The organism is Halalkalicoccus sp. NIPERK01 (assembly GCF_030287405.1).
GTDB lineage: Archaea > Halobacteriota > Halobacteria > Halobacteriales > Halalkalicoccaceae > Halalkalicoccus.
Genome location: NZ_JASVVV010000005.1, coordinates 35,689 through 48,136, shown reverse-complemented (window position 1 = coordinate 48,136; position 12,448 = coordinate 35,689). Strand labels below are relative to the sequence as shown.

The following is a 12,448-nucleotide window of genomic DNA, read 5'->3' as shown; positions in this document are numbered from 1 at the left end:
AACAATGAGCTGCTACGAACTCGAAGCGCTACGACTCGGGCTGATGAACGTGCTCGGGACGGAGGACCGAAGCACACGCGAACACGCGGAGAAAGAACTCGACGGACACCTCGATGGCCCGATCGAGGCCCTGGCGAACGCAAAGACCCTCTCGGAGATAGAGCGGCACCTCGACGGGGCGCTCGTCGACCTCGAGGAGGGGATCGCCGCGGCCGATCCGGACGACCCGGAGTACGACTACATGCGTGGACGCCTGGTGGCCGTCCGTGACGCCGAGCGTGCCGTTCACCGACTGACGGACCAGGGCGAGAGCGTCCTCGACGGGTTGGGTGAGGCACACGACGTCCTCCACGAGACGTTCCCCGTCGATGAGTGATGTACCGAACGGCGTCGAGCGCCTCCGGGCGGTCGACCTCGGCGGGGTGACGCCGGCCCGCTCCCGGCACGCGGGCCGCCGCTCGGCCGTCGAACTGGTCGACGGACTGGTGATTGCCGGAACGGCCGCCGGAGACGTCCTCGCGCACGATCGAACGACGCTCGAGGAACGCTGGCGCGCGGGGACGGCGACCGAGCGGACGGCCGTCGTCTCAGTGGAGTCGTTCGGCGACGGCATCGCGGTCGGCGAACGGGGACCCGACGGGGCCGTCCGCTGTTACGACGTCGACACCGGAGAACTCCGCTGGCAATACGCCACGGCGACGGACGTCGGGTGGCCGCAGAAGCCGTCGCGGGTCTTCCTCCCCTTCGTCGTCGACGTAACGGCAGACGGCGACCGCCTGTACGTCGCGTCCCGCCGCTACGAGCGCGACGGCGAACGAAGTGAGCCGTCGGGTCGAGCGAGCGACGAGGAACGAACCGCGAGCCGCGACGGAGAGCGGCGCTCGTTCACCAGCGCCGTCTACGCCTTCGACGAACGGGGCGACGTCGTCTGGACGCGTGGGACTGACGCCTCTCCGATCAGCATCGACGTCGACGGTCGTCGCCTCGCGGTCGCCTACAACCGCTGTCCCGGCACTCACCAGCACGGTCTCGTGGTTCTCGACGCCGAGACGGGGTCGGTGCGCTGGGAGTGGGACCCCGGAACCGACGGTCAGCGCCGCGTCGGTGACGTCTCGATCGTCGAGGGCGGCGTCGTTGTCGCCAGCCACGGCGACTATTGTGGGTACAGACTCGGCGACGGAGGGACGGAGCAGTGGCGCGTCGACCTTGCGACCCCCACCACGATCGACGGCGAGACGCTGTACGCCTATCCCAACCACGTGCACGCGACGGCCGACGGCGTGGTCTTCGTCACGGGGAACACGTACTCGACCGACGGACGCGAGACGGAGTCGTTGCATCCGCGTGAACACACTGCCCTCGGATACACAGCCGATGGCGAGCGCGTCTGGACGGCCTCCGTCGGCGGCTTCGTGAGCGAACTCGGCGTCGACGGGGATCGCGTGGCCGTTCCCAGCGCGCAGCACTTCCGGACGCGCGACGTCGACGTCCACGGACTCCGTCTGTTCGAGACGGAACGCGGCGTCGAAACGAGCCTCGAAACCGCCGGCGTCGTCGCGGCCGTCGCACTCGAGGGCGAAACGGTTGCCGCCGTGGAGGAGCCGGTCGTTTATTACGACGATGGGACGGTGCGGGGAAACTATCGGTTGCTTATCACGACGACGGCTCTCGGATAGTTCGTCGGCTGGACGACGGTCGGCGATTCTAGTCGTCCGCGCGTGACTCCGGCGTGAACGTGACGCCATCGATCTCGATCTCCTCGGGGACGCGACTGGTGTCGTGGGTCCCAACCGGCGGGACGTTCACCTCCGCGGCGGGCGAGACGGTCAGGTCCGTCTCGTCGTCGAGCGCCGTCATCTCGCCGTCGGCATCGCGCGCGTCCTGATCGATACGCATCGAACAGAACTCGACGCCGCACATCGAGCAGAACCGTGCCTCCTTGTAGTTGTCACCTGGAAGCGTCCGGTCGTGGTACGTGCGTGCTCGCTCGGGGTCGAGCGCGAGATCGAACTGCCGACGCCAGTCGAACTCGTAGCGGGCCTCCGAGAGCGCGTCGTCCCAGTCCCGCGCTCCGGGGAGTCCGCTCGCGACGTCCGCCGCGTGGGCCGCGATTCGGTAGGCCGCGAGGCCGTCCCGGACGTCCTCCCCGTCAGGGAGACCGAGATGCTCCTTGGGCGTGACGTAACAGAGCATCGCCGCGCCCGCGCGGGCGGCTTCCGTCGCCCCGATCGCGCTGGTGATGTGGTCGTATCCCGGCGCGACGTCCGTAACGAGGGGACCGAGCACATAGAACGGCGCGCCGTCACAGACCACCTGCTGTCGTTCGACGTTCTCGGCGATCTCGTCCATCGGAACGTGACCCGGCCCCTCGACCATCACCTGCACACCGTGGTCCCACGCGGTCCGCGTAAGTTCACCGAGCGTCTCGAGTTCGGCGAACTGGGCCTCGTCGCCGGCGTCGGCCAGACAGCCGGGACGGAGGCCGTCGCCCAGCGAGAACGTCACGTCGTGGGCGGCGAATATCTCACAGATCTCCTCGAACTTCGCGTAGAACGGGTTCTGCATCCCGTTCTCCTCGATCCACTGGGCCAGTATCGACCCGCCTCGCGAGACGATTCCCGTCTTGCGACCGTCCGTCAGCGGTAGGTGTTCCATCAGCACGCCCGCGTGGATGGTCATGTAGTCGACCCCTTGTTCGGCCTGCTTCTCGATGACGTCCAGCAGCAGTTCGTGCGTGATGTCCGCTGGACTCTCGGCCCGCTTGACGGCTTCGTAGATCGGAACCGTCCCGATGGGAACCGGCGAGTGGCGGACGTTGAGTTCGCGAATCCCGTCGAGGTTCGCGCCCGTCGAGAGGTCCATCACCGTATCGGCGCCGTAGTGGACCGCCGCGTGGAGTTTCCGGAGTTCCTCCCGACGATCACTGGTCGTCTCGCTGTTGCCGATGTTGGCGTTGACCTTCGTGGCGAACTCCCGACCGATGACCATCGGGTCGAGCGACTCGTGAGCGTGGTTGCTCGGGATCACCGCCTGCCCGTCCGCGACCTGCTGGCGGACGTCCTCCGGCTTTCGGTTCTCCCGCTCTGCGACGCGCTGCATCGCGGCGGTTATCTCTCCGTCGGCGGCCCGCTGGAGCTGTGTGGCTGTCATCGATAACTGAGTAATACTACTGAGTTATAAACAGTGTGGTAGACTCCGCCGGGTCGTCAAGGATGTCACGCTCGTCGACGTCAGGACGCTCCGTCGGAACAGTTCGACGGAGAAGCACCAAACGTGGGGTTCGGACGTTCGCTCGTTGGTTACCGGGTCGTCGTGTCGCCGCCCAATTGCGTTGCATTGGGGCCGAACTCGTTTTCGAGCAGCGACGGAACGTCCGCCGGAACCACGTCCGAGTACCAGCGGTTACGGGGGTGGATGGCGACCGCAGTCCCCTCGGCGCTACACAGTCCGAGACAGCCCGTCTCGACGACGTGGACGCGCGACCAGAAGACGCCTCGGTCGCGCAACCACGACTTCACCGCCTCGTACACCTCGCTGCCGTGTGCCTCCGCACAGCAGGCGTACTCCGAGTCGCGGTCGTTCGTACAGACGAGCACGTGGTCGGAGAACCCGTTCTCGTGGACGTCATCGGTTCGCTCCTGCATCAGTCCCCGGTGACCGTCGTCTCGGTAGGTGTGGGTACGGTCTCGGCGGCTCGATCATCCTTCGAGGGGCGACGGAATCGGGCGTGGATACCCGCGAGGAGGAGCCAGAGCATCGCCTGCCCGAAGACCGTTATCCCAATCAGTCCGGTCGCCAGTTCGGGAGGGAGTGTACTCTCCACGGGGTTCGACGGCGCGAGAACGACTGGAATCGCGAGCAGGCCAAAGGGGAGCACCGCGATACCGGCGGCCGTGATCCGGCCATGCGCCCCCCGGAGTCGACCGTACGCGAACCCCGCTAGCAGGCAGACAACCGCGCCGACGACCATCATCCCTCCATAGAGGGCGAGACGCGTCTCCGTGGGGAGCGTCTGTGCGACGCCCGGCGGCTGGGGTGGAAGCACGAGCCACGGCGCTCCCGAGACGGTGACGAAGCCAGCCGCAGCCAGGAGATAGCTCTTCGCTCCACCGGTTCCCGGGATCGCAGGTTCGAGGAAGTAGTAGGCGATCCCGAAGACGACGCCACCGAGGAGGACGCCCCAGAGAACGCCGGAGACGACACTCACGCCGTTCGTAACCGTCATCGAGACGGCGCTGTCGTGGTGTTCTCCACCATGATCCTCGTGGTGTTCACCGGCCGCGTGTTCGTGATGCTCACCGACAGCGTGGCCTCTCTCGTGTCCGAGTTCGTCGGCGAAGGCGACGAGCGGATTGGCGACGAGTGCCATGAAAAGACCGAATACCAGCCCAGCAACCACCCCTGCCTTCACCCCTCGCTTCAGATGGGTAGCGAGCATGATCAGTGGCAGGTTATCCCCGCCGCGTGCCGGAAGTTGTGCATCGAATCGTGCAGCATCGGCTCTTGCACGAACAGGAGTGCGAATCCGAGCGCGGCAACGAGAGCGAGTCCGACGGCCACCTGCGTCGGCGTTAATTCCATGCGAGCCTGTTCGATACGACCGTGAACGGTATTGTTGGCAGTCGCCATTCTAAACCACACTTGCACATAATCAAATGAGGTTGTAAAACTTCCGGACGAGCCAAACCTACCTTTCGCGTGCGATATCGACGGCCGCATCGATTCGTTCGGCGGACAGTACGGAGAGCGGGACGCGTTCGCCGTCCGTTTCGTCGGCGACCAAGCCCGTTAGACCGGATCGGTCACCGTCGCTCGCGTCGACGACGACCACGTGCGGGTCGAACTCGCTCAACCGTCTCGCGGCTTCACGCGTCTCGCGAACCGGGCTCTCTTCCGCGACGTTCGCCCGTCCGTCGGTGACCAGCACGACGACGCTGGCGTTCGGCTCGGCCCGGTCGAGAACGTCGCCGGCGGTTCGGAGGCCGGAGGGAAGCGGCGTCCGGTCGCCGGTTGGCAGTTCCTTGAGATGTCGGGCGGCGAGGGTGACGCTGTTCGTCGGCGGGAGGAGCACGGTCGCCCCCTCGCCCGCGAACGCGACGAACGCGACTTCGTCGCGCTTCCGGTATGCGTCCTTCAGGAGTTCGAGGACGGTCCCCTTCGCCGCACGCATCGCCGGGAGCATCGACGCACTCGCGTCCACGACGAACACCACCAGCGCGGAGGCATCGCTCTGGCGGACGGATTGACGGAGATCGCACGACTCGACGGACGACGCCCCCCGGGTGGACGCCGCTCGAACCGAGGCCGCGGCGTCGATGCGCCGGCTCGAATCCGCACGCTGAGTCCGGACCCGGACTCCCTCGTTGTCGACGTGTGGCCGCGTCCGCGACCGGGAGCCGCCACCTGCTCTCGCGCTCTCGACGGCGTCGGTCGCGGCCAGTTCGGGAGCGCGTCCGCCACCGATGTCGGTATGGGACTGACCGGGAACGATCGGTGTCCCGTCCGTCGCGTCATCGTTTTCGTCAGCCTGCTGGCCCTCGTCCGTCGTCTCCGCTTCGACGCCCTCGGTCCCCGTCTCGTCGCACCGATCCGAGGGTGACGTATCGGTCTCGGCTTCGTCGCGCCGACCGTTTTCGGTGGACGAGTCGGGATCCGTCGGGTCCGGCGTGGCTGTTTTTTCGATGTCTCCAGAATCGTCCGTCCCGTCGGAAGGGTCCCCGTCGGCTTCGGACTGCCCTTCACCGGGTTGTCCCCCTCGTTCCTCCTGACCCTCCTTCTCCCCCTCACCATCGAAGTGTTCGTCGATGAGGTCGCTGGGGTTGGGGGCGTCTTCGAACGGCCGTGACCGAAGCCGGTGCGGGAGCGCGAGCTCCGCCGCCCGTCTGACGTCGGGTTCGATGACCGTCGAGCGGTCGTCGAGGGCGGCGAACGTCATGGCGGCGCGCGCCGTCGCGATGTCTCCGCGGTGTCCGTCGACTCCCGAGTCACGACACAGTTCCGCGATCTCCCGGGCGAACTGCGTCGAAAGCTCGACCTCTGCGAGCCGATTGCGGGCCCGCCACAGCCGGTCTCGGAAGGCGTCGTTCCCCACGCCCTCGTCAGTCGACTGCTCCGGTACGTCCCCGTCCGTTCGTCCGATAGCCCGGTCGATGATGCTGACCCGCTGATCGACGTCCTCACAGGCGGTGACCGTCGCCTGGAGAGCGAACCGATCGCGCAACTGCGGTCGGAGATCTCCCTCCTCGGGATTCATCGTCCCCACGAGCGTGAAGCTGGCTGGATGGGAGACGCTCATACCGTCACGCTCGATTCTGTTGACCCCGCTCGCCGCCGCGTCGAGCAACACGTCGACGAGGTGGTCGTCGAGGAGGTTCACCTCGTCGACGTAGAGGATGCCGCGGTTCGCGCGGGCGAGCAGTCCGGGGTCGAACTCGTAGTCACCACCGAGGGCATCCGCCACGGAGAGCGTTCCCACCACCCGTTCGCGGGTCGCCCCCAGCGGGAGCGTCACGAGCGGGACCGGTCGCTCGGCCGTCGGCGGGTCGGGACGCTCACGGCAGTCCTCACACTGGTGTTCGGGCACGTCCGGCGGGCAGCCGTACGGACAGTCCTCGATGACGTCCTGTCTCGGGAGGAGGTCAGTCAGCGCCCGCACCGCCGTGGACTTCGCCGTCCCCTTCTCGCCCTGTACGAGGAGGCCATCGAGGTCGTCGTTCGCCGCGACGGCCAGTAACGCCCTTTTGAGTTCCTCCTGACCGACGATCTCCGAAAAGGACAGCGCATCCCCCCGCCCGTGCGAAGCTTTTTTGCCCTCGCCATAATCAATCATACTTGTATTAGCGCAATGGAGGTTTAACAACGTTATGCCAACGATCGGCCTATACACCGCGACCGAGAACGAACTCGGGGCCGTCCAGCAGGCGGCGGCGCGAACGGACGTCGACCTGGTCGTTCGCTCGGAGAGCGATCTCGAGGAGCAGAGCGACGTCGATACGTTCCTCGACGAACTTGCCAACGCGACGGCGGCGATCTTCTGGCTGCACGGTGCCGAGGAGAGCATGCCGGGATACGACCACGCCGTCGGTCGCCTGGAGGAGGCCGGCGTCCCGCTGGTCGTCAAATCCACCGGTGACGCCTACGCGCTCGAGGACACGTCCGTCCCTGCGGGGGACCGCGATCGAGTCTACGACTACTTGGAGAAGGGAGGGACCAGCAACGTCGCGAACTGCGTCCGGTTCCTCGTCGACGAGTACGGGGAACTCGAGTGTGACTACGACGACCCCGTGGCGCTTCCGACGGAGGGGGTCTACCATCCGGACCATCCTGGAGCATCGTACGAGGAGCTGGTAGACACGCTCGATCCCGACACGCCGACGGTCGCCATCTGGTTCTACGAGTCCCACTGGACCCACGAGAACACGCGCTACGTCGACGCCCAGGTGCGCGCCGTCGAGGCGCAGGGTGCGGACGCGCTCCCGATCTTCTGTAACCCGGCGACGGACAGCGACGAAGGGTGGGACGCCGAACGCGTGACCGAGGAGTGGCTCCTCGACGACGGCGCCCCTCTCGTCGACGCGGTACTCTCGTCGTTCATGTTCTCGCTGTCGATGGACGAGCGGGGGCGGGCAGCCGACGACGAGGGCGACGGGGCGGAGGACGTCTTCCTCGACCGACTCGGCGTCCCCGTTATCCAGACCGTGACGACGATGCGCTCTCGCTCCCGGTACGAGACGAGCGACACGGGCGTCATGGGCTTCGAACTCGCGCTGTCGGTCGCGCTCCCGGAGTTCGACGGCAACGTCATCACCCACCCGATCAGCGGCAAGGAACGGACGGACGACGAGGCCGACATCGGGAGCGCGCCGAAACAGCACTTCCCCATCGACGACCGGGTCGACCACGCCGCGCGGCTCGCGGTCAACTGGGCGACCCTTCGGCATACCTCGAACGGGGAGAAGAACGTCGCGGTCGTGTTGCACAACTACCCGCCGAGCGACGACGGCATCGGCACCGCCTTCGGACTCGACAGCCCCGAGAGCACCGTCAACCTCCTCGAGGAACTCCGCGAGCGCGGCTACGACCTCGGCGAGGCGCAGCGCGCCTCGGAACGGTCGAGCGGGGAGCGAGGCGACCCGCGAGACGGCGGACGGACCCCCGAAAGCGGACAGGCTTTGATAGATCGGCTGACCGCACAACTGACGCTCGACGACCGGTGGGTCGCCCCCGAGGACGTGCGTGACCTGAGCGTCGACGTCGTCTCCACGGAGCAGTACCGCGAGTGGTTCGCGGCCACGGACGAACGCTTCCAGGAGAGCGTCGTCGACGAGTGGGGAGACGCCCCCGACCGTCCGTTCGCCATCCCCGGCGTCGAGTTCGGGAACGTCCTCGTCACCGTCCAGCCGCCGCGTGGGTTCGGGATGGACCCCTCGAAGGTCTATCACGATTCGGACCTCCAGCCCCCCCACGACTACGTGGCGTTCTACGGTTGGCTCCGACACGCCTTCGAGGCCGACGCCGTCGTCCACCTCGGAACCCACGGGAGTCTGGAGTGGCTCCCCGGCAAGACGGTCGGGCTGAACGGCGAGAGCGCCCCGGACCGGCTCGTCGACGATATCCCGAACGTGTATCCGTACATCATCAACAACCCGGGCGAGGGGACCCAGGCGAAGCGACGCTCGTACGCGGCCATCGTCGACTACCTGACGCCGGTGATGCGCAACGCCGGAACTTACGACGAACTATCCGAACTTGAGGAACTCGCCGACCAGTATCGCGAAGCCGGGATGGAGGACGCCCGCACCGACGACGGGGAGCACCTCAAACGGCTCCTCCGCGAGAGCGTCGACGAACTCGACCTCGCAGTCGAACTCGGTATCGCGGGCGAAATAGAGAACCGAGCCGACGTCCGAGGCCCCGAGGAGACCGGATCAACGCTCGCGGAAGGCGAAGTCGACGGTGACGAGGTCGCCGTCGACGAACTCGTCGAGCGCGTCCACGCGTACCTGACGGACGTGAAGACGACGCAGATCCGGATGGGACTGCACACGATGAGCGAGCCCCCCACGGGCGAGCGACTCGTCGAGTACCTCGTCGCGCTCACACGATTGGAGAATCCGGGCGGGCCGAGCCTCCGTGAAAGCGTGGCCGGTGTGCTCGGTGTCGATTACGGACGGATGCTCGATGAACCGGGCATGTACGACGATGATCTAGGCATGACACTCTCGGAGGCTGCCGACGAAGTGTACGAGACGAGTCTCGCGCTCGTGGAGACGCTGGCCGACCACGACTTCGACCTCCCGGCCTCGGAGGCGGAGACGGGGCCGGACGACGTCTCGTCCGAGCGCAGCGAGGACGAGGCTCGTCGGACTCAGTCCGACGGTGAGGTCAACATGAACCTCCTCGTGGTGGACATCGATCCACTCGGGGACGCACGTGCGAAGCCCGGCGCACACGACGACCTCCGCGAGGTGCTGGCGTTCGTCTGTGAGGAGGTAGCCCCCCGCGTGCGAGGTGCGAAAGAGGAGATCCCGAGGACGGCGGACGCCCTGGCCGGCGAGTATATTCCGCCTGGTGGGAGCGGCGCGCCGACGCGGGGCGGGGTCGACCTGTTGCCGACGGCGCGGAACTTCTACACGCTCGACCCGCGGAAGGTACCCGCCAAGAGCGCGTGGCGCGTCGGACACGAGGTCGCCGACGGGATCGCGGAGCGCCATTATGAGGAGAGCGCGGCGCGTAGCGCCGCGGAGAGATCGAGCGGTGAGCGAAGCGAGCCGCGAGACGAGGGCGAGTACCCCGAAGAGGTCGGCGTGGTCGCGTGGGGGACGCCGACCGTCCGAACGCGCGGCGAGACCATCGCGCAGGTGCTCGCGCTGATGGGCGTCGAACCCGAGTGGACCGACGCCGGACGGATCGACGGCGTCACTCCCATCCCGCTGGACGAACTCGGACGCCCCCGCATCGACGTCACAACCCGAGTTTCGGGGCTGTTCCGCGACGCCTTCCCGCAGGCCGCGAGCGTCGTTCACGACGCCGTCGACGCGGTCGTCGAGCTCGACGAGCCCCACGGGATGAACTACGTCAAAAAGCACGTCGAACAGGAGGCCGAGCGACTCGACGAACAGGGTGTCGACGACCCCGAAAAAGCCGCCAGACACCGCGTGTTCACGACGCGACCCGGCGGGTATGGTGCGGGCACGAACAAGGCCGTCGACGAGGGGAACTGGGACGACCAATCCGACCTCGCCGACGTGTACGTCCAGTGGGGCGGCTACGCACTCGGGAAGCGAGGACGGGTGACGGAGGCGCACGACGCCTTCGAGCGACGCCTCGGCAGCGTCGACGCCACGGTCAAGATCGAGGACACCGCCGAGCAGGACGAGTTCGACAGCTCTGATTGGTACGCGTTCCACGGCGGGTTCATCACCGCCGTCTCGGAGATCGCCGGCGAGGAGCCGGCCTCCTACGTCGGCGATTCCAGCGACCCCGACAACGTTTCGGTGTACACCAACGAGGAGAAGGTCCGCAAGGCGATGCGCGCGCGCGTTCTCAACCCCGACTGGCTCGACAGCATGGAGGACCACGACTACAAAGGGGCTGGCGACCTCTCGACCACCGTTGACGTCGTTCTCGGCTGGGATGCGACTACCGGCGTCGTCAGTGATACACTCTGGGAAGACGTCGCCGAGAAGTATGCGTTCGACGAGGACCGACGGGAGTGGATGCGCGACGTGAACCCGTGGGCCCTCGAGATCATCAGTGACACGCTTCTGGAGGCGATCGACCGCGGACTGTGGGACGCCGACGACGGGATGGCCGATCGGCTCCGCGATATCAACCTTCGAGTGGACGGTGACATCGAAGCGCGTGCCGGGAGCGCGACTGCACTGGAGGCAGCGAACGATGACGACTAACGAAGGACGGATAGACGGTGGTAGCAAGGCTGGGGATGGCAGTGATGTCGAGGAATACGCCGATCTCGGTGCGACCACCGAGAACGCGATGGAGATCGCCGAGACGAGCATGGATCGCGTACGCGAACTCGTTCCGGACGGGACGCTCGCCGACCGCATCCGGCAGAAGAGCGTCCACGCGACGGGCGACCCCGAATTTCAGCACCTCGTGCGGTTCACCGGCGAGACCGAGGACGAACCAATCGTCGCCGGCGCACGGGCCGTCCTCGACGAGCGTCCCATCGTCACCGACATCACGATGGTCAAAGCCGGTATTACCGGTCGCGGGCACGACTGCCCCGTCCAGAAGGCGATCGGAAGCGGCGCCGAACTCGCAAAACGGACCGGCATGACGCGGACGGCTGCGTCCGTATTCGAACTCGATCGGCAGGGACTCTACGACGACGCTATTGCCGTTATCGGGAACGCACCGACTGCAGCACTCGCCCTTGCAGACTGTATCGAAGGCGGAACACGCCCTGCCGTCGTGGTCGCCACCCCGGTCGGCTTCGTCAAAGCCGCCGAGAGCCGGAAGCGCCTTCGCGAGGTCGCCGGGACGCACGGCGTCCCCGCGATCACGAACGTCGGCCGTCGCGGCGGAAGCGGGTTGGCGGCCGGCCTGACGAACGAACTCGTCCACGTGGCGAGCGACGTCCGGAGCGGAGAGGTCGACCTCCCGTGAGCGACACGTACGATTTGGACGCCGGCCCCGATCCAGCGGCGCTGGCGGCGTCGGAACCGGAACCGGAACCAGCGTCTCTTCCGACGGAAAATCCGGTGTACGCCGTCGGGATCGGCCCGGGCAACCCGGAGTATCTGACCCCACGCGCCGAGCGCGCAATCCGCGATGCCAACGTCGTCGTGGGGTTCGAGACCGTCGTCGAGTTCATCCGCGAGAAGACGAACGCCGACCTCCTCACGTGTGGGTATCGTGATGAAGCAGAGACGCTTGCGACATTCGCTGACCGCGTGGCCAATGGGAAATCCGGAACGGCCGTTCTGATGGGTGATCCGAACCACTCGGGGTATCAGTTCGTCGGGAAGGTTCAGGTGGCTGTCGAAGCGCCAGTCCGGGTGATTCCAGGGATCTCGTCCCTTCAGGTGGCCGCCAGTAGGGCACGAACACCAATGGAAGAAACGGTCTTCGTAACGCTCCACAAGAGCGGTGATATCACACGGGATCTCCGTCGGCTTCGAGATGACGTCGGTAAGCGACACCTGCTCGTGCTCCCGCGCCCCTACGACTGGATGCCTGAGGACATCGCCGCCGAGTTACTCGAAGCAGGTGCATCCCCATCGCTTGAGGCTCTCGTCCTGGAACATTTGACACACGACGACGAAGAAGTAACGACGACGACGCTAGGGAGGCTCCAAGCACTCACGAAAGAATCAGATGGAGATACGTCACCGTTCTCTGATCTTTCGGTATTAGCTGTTCGGTCCGACTAGATTAGGTCGATTCAGCCTCCTCCTGAATCTTCGTTTTTTATCGCTATTAC

At 66.3% G+C, this 12,448-nt stretch carries 10 protein-coding genes; 5 read left to right on the top strand and 5 right to left on the bottom strand.

Going from position 1 to position 12,448, the window contains the following annotated elements:
• Window positions 1–4 precede the first annotated feature (4 nt).
• Window positions 5–376 (top strand): DUF3209 family protein, encoded by a 372-nt coding sequence (locus tag QRT08_RS14195; RefSeq protein ID WP_286046622.1) that lies wholly within the window; start codon window positions 5–7, stop codon window positions 374–376.
• Window positions 369–1,676, top strand: a complete 1,308-nt coding sequence (locus QRT08_RS14190) for an outer membrane protein assembly factor BamB family protein (RefSeq protein WP_286046621.1) — start codon at window positions 369–371, stop codon at window positions 1,674–1,676. The genes QRT08_RS14195 and QRT08_RS14190 overlap by 8 nt, the downstream gene beginning before the upstream one ends.
• Window positions 1,677–1,704: 28 nt before the next feature.
• Here the strand turns inward: QRT08_RS14190 and thiC are convergent, their stop codons facing one another.
• The 5 genes from thiC to QRT08_RS14165 all read right to left on the bottom strand — a co-directional run bounded on the left by thiC (window position 1,705) and on the right by QRT08_RS14165 (window position 6,829).
• Window positions 1,705–3,150 carry a phosphomethylpyrimidine synthase ThiC gene (gene thiC / locus QRT08_RS14185; protein WP_286046620.1) on the bottom strand — a complete coding sequence of 482 codons (1,446 nt, stop codon included), beginning with the start codon at window positions 3,148–3,150 and terminating at the stop codon, window positions 1,705–1,707.
• 149 nt (window positions 3,151–3,299) lie between these two features.
• Entirely contained in the window at window positions 3,300–3,644 is a 345-nt protein-coding gene (locus QRT08_RS14180; RefSeq protein ID WP_286046619.1) for a (2Fe-2S) ferredoxin domain-containing protein, read from the bottom strand.
• Window positions 3,644–4,438, bottom strand: coding sequence for a CbtA family protein (locus QRT08_RS14175; protein ID WP_286046618.1), 795 nt, complete (start codon window positions 4,436–4,438; stop codon window positions 3,644–3,646). Before QRT08_RS14175 ends, QRT08_RS14180 begins: the two co-directional genes overlap by 1 nt.
• A 2-nt stretch (window positions 4,439–4,440) precedes the next feature.
• Window positions 4,441–4,629, bottom strand: coding sequence for a CbtB domain-containing protein (locus QRT08_RS14170; protein ID WP_286046617.1), 189 nt, complete (start codon window positions 4,627–4,629; stop codon window positions 4,441–4,443).
• 58 nt (window positions 4,630–4,687) lie between these two features.
• Entirely contained in the window at window positions 4,688–6,829 is a 2,142-nt protein-coding gene (locus QRT08_RS14165; RefSeq protein ID WP_286046616.1) for an ATP-binding protein, read from the bottom strand.
• Between the two features lie 34 nt (window positions 6,830–6,863).
• Here QRT08_RS14165 and cobN point away from each other — a divergent pair, with 34 nt between their 5' ends.
• Genes cobN through QRT08_RS14150 form a run of 3 tightly spaced genes read left to right on the top strand, consistent with a single transcriptional unit; the run spans window position 6,864 to window position 12,398 of the window.
• Window positions 6,864–10,910, top strand: coding sequence for a cobaltochelatase subunit CobN (gene cobN / locus QRT08_RS14160; RefSeq protein WP_286046615.1), 4,047 nt, complete (start codon window positions 6,864–6,866; stop codon window positions 10,908–10,910).
• Window positions 10,900–11,631: a precorrin-8X methylmutase gene (locus tag QRT08_RS14155; protein WP_286046614.1), complete on the top strand. Its 732-nt coding sequence runs from the start codon at window positions 10,900–10,902 to the stop codon at window positions 11,629–11,631. Before cobN ends, QRT08_RS14155 begins: the two co-directional genes overlap by 11 nt.
• Window positions 11,628–12,398, top strand: a complete 771-nt coding sequence (locus QRT08_RS14150; protein ID WP_286046613.1) for a cobalt-precorrin-7 (C(5))-methyltransferase — start codon at window positions 11,628–11,630, stop codon at window positions 12,396–12,398. Before QRT08_RS14155 ends, QRT08_RS14150 begins: the two co-directional genes overlap by 4 nt.
• Window positions 12,399–12,448: the final 50 nt, after the last annotated feature.